Raw genomic sequence first — 19,870 nt, forward strand, 5'->3', positions numbered from 1 at the left:
ACCTCTTCTACCGGGGCTCCACGTCCCGTTTCCGGCCGGTCCCGTCTGTCCGCGAGTCTTCCCGAACATGCTCGATCATGTCCGAGAAGTAGCCACTGTCCGGATCATTCTTGCTGGCAAAACCTCATTGAGCCCTTACCGATAGGTCTCCTGACCAGCGATGCCCCCGCTCGTCCGCACCCATTGAGGTCTCAAAGGTCAGATGAAACGGGGCTGGGGTCGGCGGTAGCCAGCGGTCGGCGTTCTCGCAGTCAGCGGCCTGGGGAGCGCGTTAGTGCTGCTGTATGGATGCTCGGCACAGCAAGATCAGCTCATTGGGCCAGGGTGAGCAGATCGGGGCGATGGTCGCGTAGCCATCGCGCGATCCACGCGCCGTCGCTGTCGGCGAGGCCGAGGGACGGGACGTCGATGAAGCGGCGCAGCATCATCAATGGCAGGAGCGCGGTCAGGGCGTCCTGGTCGACGGCGTCGCGGCCGTAGCCCTCGATGAGGGGGCCGGGCTCTGCGTCGCGTGGCATGTCGACGGCCAGGGCCCAGGCGAGGTCGAGCATCGGGGGTCCGGACTCGGTCGCGCCGGGATCGAGCAGGCCGGCTAGGTGATCGCCGTCGTAGAGCGCGTTGTGGCAGACCGCCACGTCGCCGTGAATTGCGGTCATGGGGAGCCCTTGGCAGGCTGCGGCGAACTCCTCGGATAGGGCCGGGTACGCGTCCGGGGCGGTGCTCCGTGCCCAGCCCAGCAGGACGCCGAGCGCGCCCGGGTCGTCCAGACGTAGGCCGTTGCCGGGCGGCTGGGAATGCCAGAGCCGAAGCTGGCGGCCAAGCTCCCGCTGACGTGCGGGCGTTGGGTGGTCCGCGTGCGCGCCCGGGAGACGTTCCAGGATGGCCCACCACGAATCTCCGGCAGTTCCCGCGTCGAGAAGGCGGGGCGCCCGAACACCGGTCGTGGCGCGCAACCGCTCGAAAGCGCGGATCGTCTCCAGCTGCTCATGCAGCCGTCGGCGCACCTTCACCACCGTCCGTACGCCCTGCACGACACCGTGGGTGCCCAGCGTCGCCAGGGCTGCGATCGGATCGCGGGGCCCGTCGAACGCGGGACTGGTCAGCGCACTCCGGATCGCGGTCTCGATGAGCGCGTCAGGTACGCGGCCGGTTTGGATCAGGGCCCGACGGTCGCCGGTATCCAGCGGCCCGCAGATCGGCGCCCGCAGTCGCGTGAGGGCCTCGGCCCAGCGACGCCGCGCGGAGTCGGGATCGTCCAGCCATCCGATGCCGCCGAAGTCGGCATCCTGCCCGGCCCACAACCGGGTCACCGGCGCCCACACAGGCAGGCAATCTTCACCCAGCCGTCGGGCGATGCGCTCGGCCTGCGCCTTTCCGCCGCCGGCGGCGTCCAGCAAGACCTGCAACGCCTCGACGGGCAGCAATTCACGGGTGGCCCCCAGTTCACTGAACCGGCGCGCCGCCGCCTCCAGCAGTTCGGCGGCCGCCCGGTGGTCACCCCGAAGCGCACGCGCCATCGCCTCGGCCATGTCGCACTGGGCGAGCCCGATCAGTTCTCCGGCCGAGTTGTTGAGCTCACGCGCGCGGCCGAGAAGGGACAACGTCCGGTCTGGATCGGACCACATCAACGCCAGCAGTAGGTGCCGCAGCGCACGCGCCTCCCACACCGGCGCATTGGCTTCGCGTGCAGCTTCCAGAGTCGATTCGAAGAACCTGGCCGCCTCGGCGAACCGAGCGTTCTGCAGGTGGGCGTGCCCGAGTAGGTCGGCAGCGCGCACCTGGTCCGGGCCCGACTGCGAGGCACCGTCCATCAGCCGCGCTACGGACTGGTAGTCGCCGCGGCGCAGCGCGTTGTCGGCCAAGCCGAACCGCGCGCTCGCGCCGATGAGTGAGGTGGGCTCGATCCCGGACAGGTGCTCGGACGCCTCCTCAACCCGGCCGATGATGTGCGCGCGGCTCGCCAGCTCGTGCCGGTAGTAGTCGGCGTACGGGCCTGCGGGTTCGCCGATCAACTCGCCCAGTGCCTGATAGCGGGCTTCGGCGTTGACGTCTCCGCGTGCGGTCAACCTCGCAACAGCGGTCAGCCGAGCCAATTCCGGTGAGCCGGGCAGCTCTGGCAGGGACACCAGCACCTGCCAATGCCCGAGCACAGTGAGGCTGTAGGCGAGGTCACCTAGAGAGGTCGGCGCGAGGCCGTGTTCGTCCGAGGCACGGAGAACGAGCAGGAACGCCGCCACGCATCGCCTGCTCCGCACACCCAAAGGAATCGGATGGTCGGCGTCGTCGTCCCAGACCTCCAACGCGGCCCGCGCCAGATGCTCGATCGCCTGCTCGGCGTTGCGGGTCCGTTCTCTCTGCGTCCAGCCGTCGTCGGTGTCGGCGTCGCATTCGATGACACTGCGGCGTAGGTTCTCGTGCAGCCGGTACGGGGGCCACACCGTCTCGTCCCGGCGGACGAAGGGGCGTTGCACTAACCGTTCAATCTGCCGCAACCGCACATGCGGGAGCACCGCGTGGAGCACGTCCTCGTCGAACGCCTCCAGCAGCGCCGCCGCGCGCAGCAGGTCGCGGTCGGTCGCGGACAAGTCCCGCATCGTTCGCAGCACCAGCTCGGGGAACCCGAGGCCGAACGCATCGGCAGGCGGTGCTTCACCCCTCGCCAGGTACTGCCCGAACAGTCCGGCGGACAGATCGAGGTAGAGCGGTGACCCTCCCGAGCCCGCGATGATCCGTTCTCGGATGTCTCGGCCGATAGCGGGGGTCCCGTCCACGGTGAGTCGCGCGGTCAGGTACGCCTCGGCCGATGCCCGGTCGAAGCCGCCGAGGCCGAGCTGGTCGCCACCGACAAGGCCCGGCCAGCGGCGCTCACCGCCGTAGGTCAGCGCGACGGCGTGGGCTGGGTCGTGCCAGCGCAGCGGGCGTCGTCCGGCGGCGACGAACACCACGTTCGGCATGAGGTACACCAGCCGTGAGACCAGGTCCTCAAGGCCACCGCGTTCGGCGGGAAGGCGTTGGACGTTCTCCAGCGTGTCGAGCACGCACAGCGCCAGCGTCGGGTGCTTGCGGCGTGCTTGTTCCAGGTCGGCGGCCAGGAGTACCGGCATGTATCCCAGCATCCGGTCTGGGTCCTGCTCGGCCAGGATTGGATCGAGCGCGGGCAACTCGGCCCGCAGCCGTTTCAACCGGGCCTTCTGCGCGGTGGTCCGGCCGAGCAGGTTCAGCGCTCGGTAGGCCACCGACAGCGCGCCGAAGCCGCCGAGGAGCTGGTCGACGGCCTCACCGACTTGTTTGGTGACCCCGAGCGAGTCCGCAGCGCTGTCCTTCTGGAGAAACGCGGTCAGTGACTCGCCTGGATGTTTGCGCTGCCAGTAGACGGCCAGTGCCACATCGAACGCGGGCCACGATTTCGCCAGGGGCGCGAGTGCGGCACGCACCCGGAGCAGGACGGCCTCGAAGCTTGAGCTGGCCGGGTCGGCGAAGTCGAGTACCGCATGCGCGCCACGCTGCGGCAGGCCCTCGAGTTCACCGGCGACCGCTAGGCCCGCGACATGGCGGGCCAGCGTGGATTTGCCGATCCCGCCTTCACCGGAGACGGCGATGACGTTGGACGCCGGCCGCTGGAAGTTGAGCAGTTCGTCGACGGTCCATGACCGTCCAGCCAGTTGGGCGAACCGGTCTCGAAAGGCCCGGATCTGCGCTTCCCGGTCAGTGAAGACATGTTGTACTTCGAATGGAGCGCGCGGCCCGTAGTTGAAGAACTGGTCGACGTCCACCCCGATACCCGATCACATCCCCTTGGCTCTGACAACGCGTCTTCTGGTGCTCCAGCGCTCGCGGGTGCTCGTACCTGACCGGCGTTTCCGCGCTTGCTGAGTGCCCGTCCCCGTCATCGGTTTCGATTCGATGCCCGCGTTGAGGAACTCAAGAGCTTACGAGTCTCGTCGTCGGGTTCGACGTCGAGTTCGCCGAGGCGGGCGGCGAGGAGCTCGTAAGTACGGCGGACGGCGTCCGGACGGTCGAGGCGGGCTTGTAGCCGCATGATGTGCCGGTGGAGGGGCTCTGAGTAGCGGTCGTGGGTGATCGCCCGTTCCAGCACCACCAGCGCTTGTTCCGGATCGTCCTCCTCAATGAGGCGGGCGAGGTTCGCGAGGGCGTCACCGGTGGTGCGGCGGAGGTTTTCGCGCTGGACCTCGGCCCATTCCTGGGTGAGACCACCTCCGAACTCATCGCCGCAGCGGTCTGCGACAAGCGTCAGTGCCTTGATTCGAGCGGTGTCGTCGGCGGCCCGTCGGGCCTCAGCCAGCGCTGTGGTCAGCCGCCATAGATCGATGTCGATGACGTCAGGGTCGATGCGGTAACGGCCAGCGTCGTGGATGACGTACATGGGTTCGCTGAGGCCGGTAGCAGTCCGGAGAACGCTGCGAATGTTGGTCACGGCGGTGTTGAACATCGGGACGACGCTCTCCGGGTTGTCCTCCGGCCAGAGATCGGCGCATGCCTGGTCGCGGGTAGCGCCGTCGGGGTGCACGGCGAGATAGGCCAGCAGATCACGGGCGCGCTGGCGCAGCCCGGTGTTGACCGGTCCGTTCGCGGTGAACAGGCGGACGGGCCCGAGCACGTCGAGCCGGACCGGTGCGTGCCGCGCCTCCTCAGATGTGCGCGGCGGCGGGATCATGGTCGAGACCGCAGGCGGTTCGGCTTCGGGTCCCGGTTCGGGCTCGACGCCCGCGTCAGGGGACAGCGATGCGGCGTCCGTTTCGGTGCCTGTGGCGGTCCGGATGGTCCGCAGCATGCCTGCGGCGTCGTCGGTTGTCAGGTGAAACAGGCGGGCACCGATGAAACGTTCGGCGTCCGGGCCGTGAGCGGCCGTAACGGTCGTATCGCTGGATAGGCCCACGCGGGTGCCGGACGGCCAGGGACCGAGAGCAAGAACGCCGAGGCTGTAACGGCGGCCGAGTGCGGCGAGTCCCTGCACGGTGCCGTTGTCCGCGGGCACCGATGCGACGAGCAGCACGGTCGGCAGGGGCTCGGCGGGGTCCTCGCCGCGCAGCGCTGGCACGTCTGGCTGCTCGGCCATCTCAAGGATCCGGCCGCGGCGAAGGAGTTCTGCCTCCAGGCGGTTGGTCGCCTCGTCCAGGGACGGCGTGATGATCAGACCTTCGAGGGCCGCGCAGAGGTCGGTGATGTCGTCGCCTGGAAAGAGCGCCTGCGCGTCGGCCTGCGGGATGAGCACTTCTGCACGGTAGCGGTGCGCCTTGGCCAGTAGTTCGGTAGTGATGGCGCGTGCGGCGGCGTGCGCGCCGTCTCCGGACAACCCAAGGCTGAGTCCGGCCAGGCGAACGGTGAGCGCTTGGTCGTTACGGGTTCCCACGACGAGCTGGTCGGGCTCTGCGGCATGCAGGTCCTCGCGAACCAGGTCGGGGTCGGACGGGGTGGGGGCATCGCGGTCGTTGTACGTGCGCATATGGGCATGGCGGGCCTTGAGGACCGGGGCAGGCAGCGGGGAATCTGTGGCGCGCCCGTACGAACTTGGGTCGGGGTTGGGCACGCGTCGGCGGCGTCGGTGTAGGCGGGTAGCGGCCACGGCTACGCTCAGCGCGGCGGCGAGGCCGATGCCGATGAGCGAGCCGGACGGTAGGGAGATCGCCAGCGGTGCGCCCGCACTGTCCTGGTCGTTCGGTGCCGATGGTGCCGGGCTCGCGGAACCGTCCCGAGGCGGTGCCACTACCGGACTAGGCACTTGCGTTGGCCTCGACTCACCAGATGTTGAACCAGCTGAAGCGGATGATCGGTTTTCGTTCGCCCTGCCTCGTCCGGGCGGCGTCGATTGCTCAGGTGCGGGCGGCGTCGAGTCCACTCGCGACGGCGACGAGGACCCGTCCGGAGCGCTGGGGCGGGGAATCCGGAGGTGCTGGCCCGGGTGAATGCTGGAGGGATTGGTGAGGGCGGGCACCCCGTCTGGCTGGTCGATGTTCCTGCTGCTCTTGAAGATCTTGGGGTAGAGGCCGCCAGAGCCGTAGGTGCGGCGGGCGAGGTCCCAGAGGGTCTCGCCTCGCTTGACGACGTGTGTTCGCTCAGGGCGAGTATCGGGCTTCGGGTGGGATGGGGCCTCGTCGGCGAGCAGTGGAGTCCATTCGGACGCGGCCGGTCCCTGTGGCGGCGCTACTCGCCGGGGAGACTGATGATCTTCCTCGACCGAGGGGGCGGCGCCAGCATGGACATCCGTGACGGTGTGAGTGTGCGTCGCGGCAGAGGCCGAGGTGGCGAGGGATGCTGCGGCGCTGAAGGTGAGGGCGGCCGTGGCGACCAACTCCCCGACCAGATGTTGCAGCGGTCGGGCCGGGCGTGGCAGGACGGGCCTGTTCAGTTCCGCGAAGTAGTTGATCACCTCGGCGCAGACGGTGACCACGAACAGGCACCACGAGCCCCAGCCGAGAAGCCAGATCGTGGCAAGAAAAACGCTCTGGTCGGTGTCCCGCCGCATCAGGGTCGCGCCGACCTCCTCCCATGACGGGAACCGGTCCGGAATGGGAGAGCCGCCCATGGCGTACATCGCGACCGGGCAGCCGACCAGGAGGAACGCGAAGACCACGAAGGCGGCGAGGCCGCGTATGAAGTCGGCGAGGTGTCCACGTTCGGTGTTGGTGTAGGTCACGGCTGGCGGGGTCCTTCCACTCCGGTGGTCAGGTTCGCGGTTGCGGCGCCCTCGGCGTGCAGGGTGGAAATTCCGATCACCGATAGAAAGCGCGCCGGGCGGGTGATCAAGACGCGGACGCGGATAGTGCGTCGTCCGGCGGTGGAAACGGTGCCGGTGTAGCCGCTGGCCCGCAGGTAAGAGCGAGCGGCACGCAGCGCGGACTGGCGGTCCACGACGAACTCACCGCGGGTGTAGGCACGGTTGCGGTCGACTTGCCCGGCGCCGGCGCGGGCGGCCTCCTGGGCAACGGTGTTCGCCTCTTGCCGGGCTTCGAGGACCTGCTCGAAGTCAACGACGGCACCGAAGAACACCACGACGACCAACGTGATGATGACGGCGAAGACGCTCACGCTTCCGCGCTCGGCCTGCTGCTGTAATCCGCGCGAGCGCGCCCAAGTGATGATGGTCATCGGGCCGCCCGGTAGGGGTCGATGGGTGATCGGAAGGTCTTAGTAACCGTCCGGGCACCAGGCATTCCGGGTAGTCCGACGTCGCTGAGCTGGATGTCGCAGGTCACCTGGGCGGAGACCGTGGCCGACTGCCCTACCGGACGGTTGAAGCCGGACAGGTCGAGTCGGACGGTCGGCGTGCAGTGCAGGCCCCGGTCGCGCAGGGTGTGCATCGCGCTGGTGCGCGCCTGGGCGTGGGCCTGGTGTGCGGTGCGGGCGATGGAGGCTTGGCGGGCGGCGTCGGCGGCTGCTTGTGCGACCACGGCGCTGCCGTGCGTCACCCGCATCACCACGAGAAGCCCGGCCAGAAACGTGATGAACAGCGGCGCAAGGATCGCGGTCTCTACTACCGCGTTTCCCGCGTCCCGCGCCCTACCTGGACGAACCGGCGTCTCCTCGGTCATGGTCACGCTGGTCCTGGGGTAGTGAAGCGTTCACGGGGTCCGCGTACGGTCTTCGAAACGGTGATGTTGACGCCCGGCAACAGCGAGGGCGCGTGCCCGGCAACTCGCACGGTGATGGTGTTAGTGCCGGACACGGCGACCGCAGGTGTTTGCAGGACCGGCTCGGCACGGGCGAAGGATGCGGCGGCAGTCCGTCCTGCCGCTGCCGTTCCTTGGCGAGCGCGTGCGACGCGGAGCCCTTCTTCAGCGGCCGCCTGCGCCACGTCACGGGCCACTGACACCATCACGGCTTGGGCGAGTGCCAGGAACAGCAGGCCCACGGCGGGGAAGGTGATGGCGGTCGCTACCGTTGCCGAGCCCTTGTCCCTTCGCCGTCGTCCTGGGTCGGGCGTGTTCACGGGCCGGAGGCGCCGGGAATCTTGTTGATCCAGCCGTTCACCTTGCCGGACACGGCCACGTAGACGGCGAACGCCAGCCCGGCGAAGCCCGCGACGATGATGATCGTCTCGACTACCCCGGAGCCGCGTTCGCCGCGGTCGCGCAGTTCGGCGGCCACTCGCCGGCCTCGGTCGTGAACGGCGAGCACGACGAGGATCGCCGCTGCGTTGAGTGTGTTCATGGTCCCCCGATGCATTGCGGTGTTGGAGTCCGGTGCTCAGCCGGACGCCAGGAGTTTGGAGAAGAACGGGAAGCCGACCAGGATCACGAAGCCGAGCATGAGCAGGCTGGTAGGTACCCACATGGCGGTGGTGCGGGAGTTGGCCTCGGCGCGTGCGGCGGCGGACGCTTCATGCCGCATTGAGGTGATCTTGGCGACCAGGACGTCGTGCATCTTGGCGCCCTCGCTCCCGGCGATCTCCGCCGTGTGCGCCAGGTCGATCAGGTCACGGACGCCGATCTCCTCGCCGAGCTGCTTCAACGCGCGCCAGGGCTGTTGTTGGGCATGCCGGGCTCGCGTCAGCGCCTCGTGGACCCGTTGGAACGGCCAGCCATCGGTGATCTTCGCGGGGTTCTCCAGCGCGGCATTCAGCGCAGCGCCCGCCTCACGCTCCAGAACGACGAGCTGAAGGTAAGAGGTGAAGGCATACCGAAAGTCACGGCGGCGCTGACGAGCCTGAGACCGCACGTTCCAATCCGGGACCAGCCACAGGATCCCGGCCAAAGCAGGGCCAGCGATGATCGGGAACGTCCACGTCGGTGACCCTCCGGCCAAGGCCACCAGGCAACTGAAAATGGGCGGCACGACGAGCCCGGTGATGAACAACACCAGCTTGTCGAGCATGAACCGCTCAACCGGACGTCCGAGCAACGCCAGATCAGTTCGCGGTAGGGCGAGGAGCCCAGCAGGACGCGTAAGACGGTCTGCCAGCCACCGTCCGATACCTTCGCGGGTGCCCCGGGCGTGGTCGGGCGGCAGATGGTTCGGCACAGGCTGGATGCGGGCCAACGCTGCGTCCAGGCGAGGAGGCGCGGGCCGAAGCTCCCAGATGAGCACGATGATCCCGATGGCGCCCAGGCCCCCGGCGACAGCGGCGACTACGGTCACAGCTCGGCCCCTTGCGCGGTGGGTGCACGACGGTCGGTGTACAGGAACCGCGCCCCGGTTGACAGCACCGACAGCCGCCGCATCCACCACAGCCCGGCCCCGTAGATTCCCGCGACCACGGCCAGCACCGTCTGCCCAAGCGCGGTGCCGTAGGGGGCAGCGAATGTCTGGGACGAGGCGAACAGCACGCTCAGGGCGATGACCGAGCTGACGATGACGATCAGCGTTGTGCGGAGCCCGGCTCGCTCGGCCTCGACGTCCCGACGGACGAGGACCTCGTTCTCCACCGCATCGGCCAGCAGGCGCAACGCCTCCCGCGTCCCTGGCCCACGCCGACGAGAGGCCAGCACCAGTGCGCAGGCGATCAGGTCGGCAATCGGGTCATCCAACTCGTCGGCGAAAGCCCGGAGCGCCTGCTCGGGGTTGGCGTGATTGTTCAGCCGCTCCGCCAGCACACTCACCGGCGCGCGGATGGCCTCGGGCGCGATACGGGCGCTGTCGGCCAGGGCTTGCTCCAGGCCACGGCTGGCGCCCATCATCTCCGCCAGCCGCCGAGACCACTGCGCCAACGCCTCCAGCCGTGCGATCCGCCGTTGCGGCGCCCGTCCCGACAACATCGGCGGAACCGCGTACACCCCGGCCCCTGTTGCGAGGGCCGCGACCGGCCATCCGGACAGCAGGAACACGGCGAGGGCCGTCACGACACTGGCGAGCAAGCGGTTACGGCGTCCGGGCCAGGACGACGAGCGTAGGAGCGTCTGCAACCGGGATGGTGGACGCACTCGCCGTTCCGCAGGCTCGGGCGCCCGAAGGCCGACCACGAGCGCGAAGATGGCCCCGGCGGTGCATAGGCCGGCCAGGGCGGCGAGCAGGCTCATCACAGCCAACCCCCGGCGTCTGGACTGGGTCTCAGCATCTCGGGATCGAGGCCCTGCGTCACCAGTTCTTCAAGCAAGGCGGCGCTGATGTGCCCACGTGCCGGAGTGGCTCGCCGGTCAGGTCCGGGAGTGAAGATCAGGTTGCGGGTCGGCTCTACCGAGTCCGCCGGCGGTCCGATCTCCATCACCTGCGAGACGAACCGCTCGTTGCTCGCCTGGTCCCGTTCCAGGTAGACGATCAACGGTTCGGCCAGCCCGAACATCAGATGCACGTCATCGGCACCGAGGCCGAGATCGGCACGACGGCCGAGCTGGACCACGCGGCTGAACACATGCTCGGGGCGGTGAACGTGGAGGGTGCACATCGAGCCGCGTGCCCCGGAGTACATCACCTCCAGCATCGGCGCCAGCTCCCCATGCCTGGCCTCACCCACGATTACCCGATCGGGATTAAGGCGCAGGCATGCCGGCACCAGGTCCTGCAACCGGACCTCGCCCGCGCCCTCGGCGTTGGCCTGACGGGCCTCCAACGCGACGACGTCGTGATGCCGGTGCGCCAGCCGCGGATCGTCCAGGAACAGCTCGAAGTCGCTTTCCAACGTGATGACCCGCTCCTCGGGCGGGATCTCGTTGGCCAACGCACGTACCAGCGTTGTCTTGCCGGTGTTGACCTCACCGCACACGATGACGTTGCGACGGGCCCGGATCGCGGCCTTCAGGAACGCTTCCAGCGGCTCGGTCAGGGTGCCGAGGTCGGTGAGCTGCCGCAAGGTGACATCGACCAGCCGGTGTACCCGGAGCGCCAGATGCGGACGCCTCGACACCCAGCCGACCACGGCCAGCCGGACACCATCGGACAGGGCTACGTCCAGCAGCGGCGAGGCGTGGGAGAACTCGCGGCCGGTGTTCCCGCGGCGCGCCAGCAGTTGCACCCACTCGACGAGGTCCTCATCGGTTTCGGCCACTGGTGGCCCTGGCCGCTTGGTGCCGTCGGTGTAGCTGATCCAGGTCTGTCGGCAGCCGTTGACGACGATGTTCTCCACGTCGGAGCGTTCCAGGTACGGCTGCAACGGGCCGAGCCCGAACCGTCGGTCGAAGACCAGCCGAGCGATCTCGCGCAGCGCCTCCGCCGACAGCACCCGTCCAGACGCCAGCAGCCCGTGCGACCACGCTTGTACCTGCGCGTCGATCAACTGCCGTGCCCGTATCCGGTCGACGCCGTCGCCCAGGACGTCCACGAGCTGCGCAGAAACCTCGCGCACCGCCGCCCATACATTCGCGTCGTCCGCTTCGTCTGGCAGCACTCCCCCTGGGGCCGCAGAGCCGGTGTAGGGGGCACCCTCCGGCCTGGCGAACGTCCAACCAGGGGCGCTCACCGGACGCCTCCAACGGAGGCACCGACAGCCGCCGGAATATCCCGGCCCTGGTCTTCGATGTCCGTCGGCAACGACCCGGCAGTTGCGCGGATGCGCCGACCAAGGCATTTAAACGACCGCAAGAGGAGCGAGGTCTTGAAGGTCCTCCGGGGCCGAGCACCTTCGGAGAGCACCCGAGCATCGGCCGGCGAGCACGGGAGTTCAGCCAACACCGGCGTCCCAAGGACGCGTTCGACCTCAGCCGCGCTGTAGGGCCCTTCCGTGATCAGGCACAGCCCGACGGCCGTGCGGTCGCCGAGCAGATCTCTCAGAGCGTCGAGTCGTGGACCGGCGACATCGACCTGCGTCAACGTCGGCTTCAACACCATGACCACGGTCCCCGCGGCCCGGAGCAAGGCATCCGGTGTATCTCTGCCGCCAATGCGCCCGAGGTCCGCGATCACATGACCCGGCCTCGAGGTCAACGCCTCAGCGAGTCGACCCCACAACGCTCCCAATCGAACCCCGTGACGAGGATCACGGACTCCGTGCAGCAACTCCACGGAGCCCTCCCCTGGGATGGAAACCAGGTAATCCTCAAGGGGAAGCCGACCATGCGGACCGGATTCGGCAGCCATCGCCAAGCCGAGCAGCCCCGGGCCAACCGGCCCGCGGACCTTGTCTGCCATGAACCCTGGCAGCACACGGCGTCCCAAGGGGTCACACTCGGTCAGCAGTACCTCGCTCGGCCACGTCATCGCCAGCCCCAGGGCGGTGGTCGTGACACCTGGCGATCCGCCCGCCGAGACCAAGCAGTGCAGCGCCATGATCAGCCTCGCCTCTCCGTCACCACGAGCACGACCATCCCGGCGGCCGCCTGCCGCGCTACAGCGCTGCTGTCGGCTTCGGGCACCACCAAGGAGACCGTCATCGCGCCCTCGGCGTCCGGCCCCTCCACGTCATCAACCACCGCGGCGACGTCCCGTAGGGCAGTTGTCTGGGCCCGGCCTTGCGGCGCGCCGGCCACGGGCTCCTGGCCTTGATTGCCGAAGGTGAACACCACGCGGACGCTCCAACCGGGCGCCAAGCCAGGCGGCATCGCACCAGCCTTCATCGGCACGGCCACCAGCGCCCGCCCGTCCGGAGGGCTCTGCTGCGTCGTCAGCTGCGATGCCGCCAGGAGCGTTCCTTTCCGCAGCCCCACGGCAGCACGCCGCCCGACGACCTGCTCGAGTTGATGGCCTGGGACCACCGTCACGCCCGGCGGCACCGCGACCTTGGCCCTGTCAAGGTCAGCCTGAGTGATCTTGTGTCCCACCGCGACATCACGCGAAAGCCTGACGACCGAGACCCGGTCGCCCGAGGAGCGGAACAGATACACGTTGGTAGCCACTGCCAGCAGCAACAACATCGCCGCTGCGGCAATCGTCCCTGGGCGGCGCTGCCGCGCCAGTCGCTTAGATGACGGGGCACCGCCGCCGTTCGCAGTCTTGGACGCGGAAGGCCCCGGCAACATTCGGCCACTCGATTTCATACCGACCCTCATCCGTAAAGTGCCTGCGCCTCGGCCACCCGCAACCGGAAGGTCGTAGACCGGCTCAAGGGCGGAAGTGCACCACCAGACCCATCAGAACCGCGCCACGTGCCGCCCCACAGCACGGTCACCCGCACCCGATAGGCCGGGCCAGGCTCATGCAGCGAAGACCGCGTAAAGGTGTAGGAGCAATCGGTGCGCTGCGATGCGGCCGACCGTGACTTCTCGTAGGCCGTACCAGGCCCCGAGCATCGGACGACCGGCTCCCCAGGCCCCCCGTCGATCGTCATACTCTGCGGCCGCGCGATCACCTCGACCCACACGTCCCGGGCAGTGACGCGATCGCTCAACGAGCGCCAGTTGGTCACCCAGAACCACTGCGGCAGCCCAACCAGCCCACCCGTCCGGCGCGGCGGCGCCGTCCGCACCGCCGGAACCGGAATCGGCATACGCGCCCACTTGGTCAACGCCAGTTCGGCCGGAGAAACCTTGGCCCCCTCGCCGCCCTCCCCCACTGGCGAACAGACCACCTGCACGAATTCGCTCAGCTCCTGGCAATCACGGGGTCTGGGCTCCTGTGAGACATCCGCATGGTTCCCTCTCGGCGGAGCGGCAGGCGCCTGTCCGCTACTTGCGGGCTCCCCAGCGTCCTGGGCGCCGTAGTTGTAGCCGTACGAGTTCGCGTTCGGCGGCAGTGGGTTCTGCGAAGGTGGCACAGCAACGGAAGAAGAAACAAGGAGACCGACTCCGAGCATGGGGGCAACGACTTCCATTCGTCAGCACCCTTCCCCGACCGTGATCGATTTACTGACCCGCCACTGCCCATCCGAGCCTTTCACCAACAACGCCTTGGTGCTCCCCTGCTGAACCCCACGGTTGATCTTCTTCCCCGTAACCGAGTTCATAGTTCCGGCGCCGCGGGAGTCCTGGCAGTCAATGACCGTGGCGCCACTCTCGGTGAGCTGAACGCTCTTCACGTGAACGATGACGTGGCCGTAAGTCGCGATGTTCTGACGCTTCATCTCATCGATACGCCGCAGCACACGTGAAAGTTGAGGATCAACCATGACCGTCGCAAGTTGCGCCTTACGAGACTCAGCGGGCAGAGAATCCGCACGGTCGAGCATCGCGACGAACTTCGTGTAAGCAGACGCCACAGCATCCTCTTCCACTGCACTCAACGAGGGCAACGGAGCAACAGAATTCGTCAGCGAGGGCAAGGCAACGACTTCCTGACCACCGCCGCAGCCCGAACAGATCAACACCGCGACGGAAACACCGAGACACCGACGGGCCATCCGCCTGCCAGTACCAGACAAGTTCACCTTCCAACACTTGATCGTTTATGCGCGCTACCGCGACAAGCAACGTCGAGCGATAATAGATGCAGTCTGAGCACTTTTCCTACGTATCACAGCATCAGCAAGGTAAATCTCTCCACAATGGGGCGCCTAGGCGATTGACTCACGAGTGAACAGAAGGCACCATTTGGACATCAGGTCGTACGCCATCGACGTACATGGAGAGCAGGCTTGGAACCGGTTTCCTCAAGGAGCAGGATTTACCGAAAGCCCTATTTCAAATGAAAATCGGCGGAAGCTGGCACAACACACCATAGTCAACGCACACCAACCACGTTACCGCAGATCGGGCAACGCGGTCACCGATGACGATCGGATCGCCGGAGCTGGTCAGCCTAGTCTAGCTGTCTCGGAATGGCAGCGAGGAAACGACAGGTCACCATCGATCGGAGCTACCGTCGACTGAGTGAACCGGACCCGTCCGAATGGCTGAGCTACCGGGCTCAATTGGCGCGTTCCCCACTCCGCCCCGAACTTACTCAAGCTCTCCAGACGCAGGCCGGTTACTGGAGTCGGCCTCGAACCGCTTGAGCGATACGTACGGCAGCCTCTCCTGGGTCCTCGTGCTCCCACACGCGGATGACCAGCCAGCCGGCGTCGGCGAGCCTTACGTCCGTGTCCTGATCCCTCACACGGTTGTTTGAGATCTTGTCGTTCCAGAACTGGCTGTTCTGGCGCGCCGGCCGGTAGTGCTCCGGACACCCGTGCCAGTAGCAGCCATCAGAGAAGACGGCGACCTTAGCTCTGGTGAAAACCAGGTCGGCTCGTCGCCTTAGGCCCTTGACCGGAGTCGTATCCACCCGGTAGCGGAGCCCGAGTCTGTGGGCGGCCGAACGCAAAGCGAGTTCTGGCTTTGTGTCTCGACTTCGGTTAGATCGCATGATCGTGCGGACACTGGGTGAGCTCGCCCATGAGCCATCAGCCGTCTCCGCAGCCATGAGAAGTTTCTGCTCAAAAGCCATTGCCCACGCCGTTGCGAGGTTGCGCGCTCTCGTTGTATCCGAGACCTCACCAAGGTACTTCTCGGTGGTCTTGCCACCATCAGACCAGCGCAAATAGGCACGGATCCGTCGGGTGTTGGGGAGAACCTTGAGCTCGACTGAGGCGCGAGCAGTACGGCCGCCTCCCAGCTCGACGAGGCGGCGACCACGCCCGCCGGCGGCACGATCCTGCTCGGCCGTCCGCGAGGCTCGACTAAGTCCGGGGCGCCCCTTCCACGCGCGCGCGGGTGGTGGTCTGTCCTTCCACCGACCACGCCCATCGTCGATCGATGTAGTCATGTCGGCTATTCGGCCTCCTCTAGGACCGTGGCGACAGCCTCAGCGAACACCTTGCCGAGCAGCACCGGCACCGCGTTACCGAGCTGTCGCATCTTCTCCCCGCGGGGACCGCAAAGTTTCCAGTCGTCGGGGAAGGTCATGACACGAGCGGTCTCGCGTACCGTCATGTAACGGTGGCTGCCGTCATCCAGCATCATCACCGACTCCCCGCCGGGTACTCCGTGGACCCCCGCCTTGACCGTCTTCGCGGGCCGGTCGAGTTCGTTGGGTGTGTGCCCCGGATATATTCGGGCGTCTGGCCAGCCGATGTGGTCGGTGAAGCCCCCTAGGAAATACTCCTTGCGGTCGAGTCGTTCTACCGGCGGCAAAGGCTTCTGCCCATCGATTCCCTTTAGAGCGTCTCGAAACGTACGCCACGGCAGGAGGCGCTCTCCGTCTAGCGTATCGAGTGTCCGTCGCGGGACCCGTGCCATCACTCTCTCTCGGATCTCGCTGGGAACCTCGGGGTGACGGTCCCAGTAGGCACCGCTGGCCATGTCCTCGTGCAGGCTAGCCTCGGAGTAACGGGGCCGTACGAGGTCTTGGAAACGGTCCCAGTCGATCCCGAGGTCGCGCCGGAAGGCGATGAGGATGACTCGGTTCCTGATCTGTGGGACGCCATAGTCAGCCGCGTTGACGGGGAAGTGCCGCACGTCGTAACGCTCGCGGGGCTCGATTGTCGCGGTCTCCAGCATGTGCCGAAGGACCTCGTCATGCTCACGCCAGGCGGCGCCGTCCCTTCGCTCCTCGAACGGAAGGGAGAGCTCACGCTTGATGTATTCGAAGTACGGCGCGAACGAAGGGCGCAGGAGCCCCCGGACGTTCTCGCAGATGACGGCCTTGGGCTCCATCTCGCGGATAGCCCGGAACATGTGAGGGAACCCGTTACGGTCGTCCTCGTCACCCCTGGCTACTCCGCCAAGACTGAAGGGTTGACACGGCGGTCCACCGGCGAGGAGGTCGACCTTCCCCTTGAGGTGGTCGAAGTCCACCTTGCTGACGTCGCCCTCGACCAGCGGGGGGCGATCGCCCGGCTCGGGGATCGGCGGGACATCGCCCTCGGCGTCGTAACGGTCCGCCCCGTTCTCCACGAGAGTCTCGCAGGCACGCTTGGCATACTCATTGAACAGCAGGGGCCTGAAGCCGGCATGCTCGACCCCCATGGCCAACCCGCCGCCGCCCGCGAAGAGTTCGACGCTAGTCCTGGAAGACGAGGTGGAACTTGACTGATCAGCCATGTAGAAAGCGTACCGCGGAGCAGGTGTCCCGTTGGGCAGTGCGCAAAGATTGCTTCCAACCTTGAGTGACCCAGGCCAGTCCCACCCCTTCATGATCGCCAACCATTCCGACACTCCGGGACCTCCCAAACCTGCAACAATCGGGCCCAGAGCACGCCGGAGACGACGCCGGAGGCGGTGAGAGAAACTGAAGACCACGATCACCAGTCTCGCTGACCGTAAAGCGACAGCGACCCGACCCGGGCCAGGACGGGACCTCGCGTGAGCGACCAGTTCAGCAACCAGTTCAGGCTCAGCATCACCGAGGCGCTGAGCACGCAACTCTACGCCGCGCTTGACCGCTTGGAGCCGGCGCCACTCACACAGGAGAACCTCGACGCGCTTCCCGCGCAGGCTCAGAAACTCGGATTGCCGAGCATGTCCGGCGTCTATCAACTCTTTCGCCAGGAACCCGGCAAGGAACGTGAACTCACCTATGTCGGGAAGGCCGATCAGCCGCTGCCCAAGCGCCTAGGGGACCATCTATTCAAGCTCTCAGGCAGGGTCGGCATCTCTCTCGAAGAAATGTCATTCCGTTGCCTATTCGTCGAAGAGGATCTATCCGCCGTCTCCCCCGAAAAGATGCTGATCAAGCGTCACCTTAGGACCGGAAGAATCGTCTGGAACAATCGAGGATTCGGCATCAATGATCCCGGTCGAGAACGAGACACGACTAGAAATAGAGAAAATCACTTTGACTTGGAATTCCCAATCGACCTTGATCTTAGAGTTGCAGGACTGACGCCAGGCCCTCAATCACTTCAGGGGGTACTCCAGGCCATCAAGGATGGACTTCCATTTAACTTTCGATTTCAACAGCGTGTCGCAGAATTGCGCACCAAGACTGTCGTCGTCCCCGATGAGGAGATGACCGCAGACCAGGCGTTCCGGTTCGTCTCACAGCACATGCCCGAGGAGTGGCAGATAAGTGCGTTGGTGGGCTGGGCAATTATGTACAGAGATAATCAAAAGACGTATCCCAGCGCCTTCCGGTACTACCGCGCTGACGGCGTCGTCGAGCAAGTGCCGCAAACACGTAAGCCGGGTAAGGGCGAAGGTGAGGATGAGGTTGAAGGCGGCGATGAGTAACTTTTTAAGAGTTCAACCAAGCGACCGCGATAGCAGGTGGATCGTAAGGCGCACATCGATCGTCGTCCAGTCTAGCCATGCCATCTTCCGACGGCTGCTCCTGCCTATATAGGCATGGCTGGCGAAAATGGGTACCGCAACGATTTAAGCCCTGTTACTCCATGGTTCCGCGTTCGGGCAAGGATGAAGTTGGGGTGTCGATCAAGCTGGCCGAGTCGCGGCTAGATAGCCTTGGGGGCCGAACAGGTGCCTCCTGTCGAGGAAGCGATTGAAGTGGTTGCAGGTAGGTTCACCGAGGTGCAAGCACGCGTGGCAGGCTCCTCCGTTCCGGCCGCATGCGGGGTCCAGCGCGCAACGAGATTCGGCGGAGACGAGCGTATTGAGGAACTTGTCAAGGTCGTTTTCGAAGACGGCTTGAAGTCCACCTAGTACGAAATCGCCGCGGGTTGCCGCGAAGATGAAGAAGGTGCAGTGCCGGGGAACGAGATACTCACCCAGACCCTCGCGGTCGACGCCGGCGAAGACGGCGAGCTGCCTAATGGCACGGTGGGCGTATGAGTGGGTCAGCGTCAGGAGGTCCTCACCGAGTGACCGAGGGCCTGGGCCGGATTCGGTAAAACGATTCGGGATGTTGGCCCGAGCGATAGCCGTGCGGGTGGCTCGCTCGCCGTCGGCCGCAGGGAGTTGGTGTCCCCTGTGGATTAGCCAGTCATAGACGCGGACCGGGTCGAGTTGGAACATCAAGGCTTCGGCCTTTTGCAGGTCAGCGTAGACCCGGTAGCTGTTGCCCTTGCCGTGGAAGCGGCTCAGGCGGGCTTCGCCTGGGGCTAGCCCGCCACGGGTGAAGCCGTAGACCGCTTTGAGGACGGGAAACCGGTCGACCAGGTCGACGTTGGAGAACCCGGCCCTCTGCACGGACGCGGGATAGTCTCGCTCGAAGAGGCTCCGTGCCTCGTCGGTGATATTGCCAGTGACAAGGTCGGGGACTCTGATCCGGGACTCACTTGTCGCGAGTGCGATATCGACGGCGTCCCGCTCGGCGGCCTCGATCACGGGACCAGCCGCGTCCGTCAAGTGCCCGAGGTCATCCTCATCGGCGAGTTCTCCAGCCGCCTTCGCGTGCGCCGCCAGTTGCTCCGCGAGTTCGCGAGAGAAGTTCTTGGCCAGCAACTCCTCAACGAAGGACGAGCCCGTTGTGCGCTGAATGTCTGGTGTCCCCTCGAAACCGCCGAGAGCCCAGGCTAGTGCTCGTCGTTGGCCACCGCCAGCGGTCAGTCTTCGCATCTGCTCCATGCTCGCCGGGTTGATGAGGACGAAAGTCTGGGGAGAGTAGACGCTGGTCGCGCGGTGCACGTTGTAGGTGAGGAGTTTGGCGCCACGTCGATCGGAGTATTGACGACCGCACGGACACACGCGACTCCCGAGCCCGCGCTGCAGGACCTGGTCGCATTGGGGGCAGTCGAAGACGATCCGCGCCGCTTCGATGCTTGACTGATGGCGCATTCGTGTCTCGTGATGGACTGGGCAACGTGGAATGAGTGGTGCTTCAAGGCGACCGCATTCGTGGTAGCCCACGAAATGCAATTGCTGCCAGTTGTCGTGGCCGCCGCCGCATTTTTTCGGGCTGCCGGTCTCTACGCGTCGGCAGGTTCTGCAGACCCAGACTTCGGGGAATCGTTCGACCCGGACTCCCTGATGCCGGTTGACGCTCACGACTTCGATGGACGCCCGTGAATAGAGCGATTTGACCACGCTCGGGTCGAGACCGCCGGCACCTGCCGCCCAGCCCTCCATCTCCTCGATCAGTCGCCGTCGGATGAGGCTGTCCTCGACGTCGAGGGTGATCGGATCCTTCCACTCGACCGACTTCCAGACACCACGCCGGAGGTCACCCGTTTGTTCGGGGAGGAACCCATAGAGAATCTGCGTTCCGCTGCGCTGGTCTTTCATGGGAGTCTCCG

At 66.3% G+C, this 19,870-nt stretch carries 16 protein-coding genes; 1 reads left to right on the forward strand and 15 read right to left on the reverse strand.

The genetic code is table 11. The features are described 5' to 3' along the window. Nucleotides 1–311: 311 nt before the first annotated feature. The 14 genes from E1200_RS07055 to E1200_RS07115 all read right to left on the reverse strand — a co-directional run bounded on the left by E1200_RS07055 (nt 312) and on the right by E1200_RS07115 (nt 16,781). Entirely contained in the window at nt 312–3,773 is a 3,462-nt protein-coding gene (locus tag E1200_RS07055) for a hypothetical protein (RefSeq protein ID WP_131950990.1), read from the reverse strand. A 113-nt stretch (nt 3,774–3,886) separates the two neighbouring features. Further along, complete coding sequence (locus E1200_RS07060) at nt 3,887–6,655, reverse strand: BTAD domain-containing putative transcriptional regulator (RefSeq protein WP_131950991.1); 2,769 nt, start codon at nt 6,653–6,655, stop codon at nt 3,887–3,889. After that, nucleotides 6,652–7,107 carry a pilus assembly protein TadG-related protein gene (locus tag E1200_RS07065; protein WP_131950992.1) on the reverse strand — a complete coding sequence of 152 codons (456 nt, stop codon included), beginning with the start codon at nt 7,105–7,107 and terminating at the stop codon, nt 6,652–6,654. Before E1200_RS07065 ends, E1200_RS07060 begins: the two co-directional genes overlap by 4 nt. Next, nucleotides 7,104–7,550 carry a TadE/TadG family type IV pilus assembly protein gene (locus tag E1200_RS07070; protein WP_243708391.1) on the reverse strand — a complete coding sequence of 149 codons (447 nt, stop codon included), beginning with the start codon at nt 7,548–7,550 and terminating at the stop codon, nt 7,104–7,106. Before E1200_RS07070 ends, E1200_RS07065 begins: the two co-directional genes overlap by 4 nt. A gap of 2 nt (nt 7,551–7,552) precedes the next feature. Next, nucleotides 7,553–7,870, reverse strand: a complete 318-nt coding sequence (locus tag E1200_RS07075; protein WP_131950994.1) for a pilus assembly protein — start codon at nt 7,868–7,870, stop codon at nt 7,553–7,555. A 74-nt stretch (nt 7,871–7,944) separates the two neighbouring features. Continuing rightward, nucleotides 7,945–8,169, reverse strand: a complete 225-nt coding sequence (locus E1200_RS07080) for a hypothetical protein (RefSeq protein ID WP_131950995.1) — start codon at nt 8,167–8,169, stop codon at nt 7,945–7,947. Nucleotides 8,170–8,205: 36 nt separating this feature from the next. Beyond that, nucleotides 8,206–9,096: a type II secretion system F family protein gene (locus tag E1200_RS07085; RefSeq protein WP_131950996.1), complete on the reverse strand. Its 891-nt coding sequence runs from the start codon at nt 9,094–9,096 to the stop codon at nt 8,206–8,208. Next, entirely contained in the window at nt 9,093–9,974 is an 882-nt protein-coding gene (locus E1200_RS07090; protein WP_131950997.1) for a type II secretion system F family protein, read from the reverse strand. The genes E1200_RS07085 and E1200_RS07090 overlap by 4 nt, the downstream gene beginning before the upstream one ends. Next, nucleotides 9,974–11,278: an ATPase, T2SS/T4P/T4SS family gene (locus E1200_RS07095; protein WP_165950225.1), complete on the reverse strand. Its 1,305-nt coding sequence runs from the start codon at nt 11,276–11,278 to the stop codon at nt 9,974–9,976. Before E1200_RS07095 ends, E1200_RS07090 begins: the two co-directional genes overlap by 1 nt. 68 nt (nt 11,279–11,346) lie before the next feature. Beyond that, nucleotides 11,347–11,793: a hypothetical protein gene (locus E1200_RS33550; RefSeq protein ID WP_165950226.1), complete on the reverse strand. Its 447-nt coding sequence runs from the start codon at nt 11,791–11,793 to the stop codon at nt 11,347–11,349. 365 nt (nt 11,794–12,158) lie between these two features. Continuing rightward, entirely contained in the window at nt 12,159–12,740 is a 582-nt protein-coding gene (locus E1200_RS07100; protein ID WP_165950227.1) for an SAF domain-containing protein, read from the reverse strand. Nucleotides 12,741–13,639: 899 nt separating this feature from the next. Next, on the reverse strand, nt 13,640–14,188 hold the full coding sequence (locus E1200_RS07105; protein WP_131951000.1) for a hypothetical protein: 549 nt from the start codon (nt 14,186–14,188) through the stop codon (nt 13,640–13,642). A gap of 539 nt (nt 14,189–14,727) precedes the next feature. Beyond that, complete coding sequence (locus E1200_RS35350) at nt 14,728–15,504, reverse strand: very short patch repair endonuclease (protein ID WP_131951001.1); 777 nt, start codon at nt 15,502–15,504, stop codon at nt 14,728–14,730. A 5-nt stretch (nt 15,505–15,509) separates the two neighbouring features. Next, a complete protein-coding gene (locus E1200_RS07115) occupies nt 15,510–16,781 on the reverse strand; it encodes a DNA cytosine methyltransferase (RefSeq protein WP_131951002.1) in 1,272 nt (423 codons plus the stop codon). Between the two features lie 261 nt (nt 16,782–17,042). On the opposite strand from E1200_RS07115, the gene E1200_RS07120 reads away from it, so the two are divergent. Further along, nucleotides 17,043–17,909, forward strand: a complete 867-nt coding sequence (locus tag E1200_RS07120; RefSeq protein WP_131951003.1) for a GIY-YIG nuclease family protein — start codon at nt 17,043–17,045, stop codon at nt 17,907–17,909. Nucleotides 17,910–18,110: 201 nt separating this feature from the next. Here E1200_RS07120 and E1200_RS07125 read toward each other — a convergent pair whose 3' ends face one another. Next, nucleotides 18,111–19,859, reverse strand: coding sequence for a hypothetical protein (locus E1200_RS07125; protein WP_131951004.1), 1,749 nt, complete (start codon nt 19,857–19,859; stop codon nt 18,111–18,113). Nucleotides 19,860–19,870: the final 11 nt, after the last annotated feature.

The sequence above is a fragment of the Actinomadura sp. GC306 genome (assembly GCF_004348665.1).
In the GTDB taxonomy this organism is placed as follows: Bacteria; Actinomycetota; Actinomycetes; order Streptosporangiales; family Streptosporangiaceae; genus Spirillospora.

What these genes read in the sequence shown, in the direction of transcription:
- E1200_RS07065 (WP_131950992.1), bottom strand. Translation starts at nt 7,107, where the DNA reads ATGACCATCATCACTTGGGCGCGCTCGCGCGGATTACAGCAGCAGGCC.
- E1200_RS07070 (WP_243708391.1), bottom strand. Translation starts at nt 7,550, where the DNA reads ATGACCGAGGAGACGCCGGTTCGTCCAGGTAGGGCGCGGGACGCGGGA.
- E1200_RS07080 (WP_131950995.1), bottom strand. Translation starts at nt 8,169, where the DNA reads ATGAACACACTCAACGCAGCGGCGATCCTCGTCGTGCTCGCCGTTCAC.
- E1200_RS07090 (WP_131950997.1), bottom strand. Translation starts at nt 9,974, where the DNA reads ATGAGCCTGCTCGCCGCCCTGGCCGGCCTATGCACCGCCGGGGCCATC.
- E1200_RS07100 (WP_165950227.1), bottom strand. Translation starts at nt 12,740, where the DNA reads ATGTTGTTGCTGCTGGCAGTGGCTACCAACGTGTATCTGTTCCGCTCC.
- E1200_RS35350 (WP_131951001.1), bottom strand. Translation starts at nt 15,504, where the DNA reads ATGACTACATCGATCGACGATGGGCGTGGTCGGTGGAAGGACAGACCA.
- E1200_RS07115 (WP_131951002.1), bottom strand. Translation starts at nt 16,781, where the DNA reads ATGGCTGATCAGTCAAGTTCCACCTCGTCTTCCAGGACTAGCGTCGAA.
- E1200_RS07125 (WP_131951004.1), bottom strand. Translation starts at nt 19,859, where the DNA reads ATGAAAGACCAGCGCAGCGGAACGCAGATTCTCTATGGGTTCCTCCCC.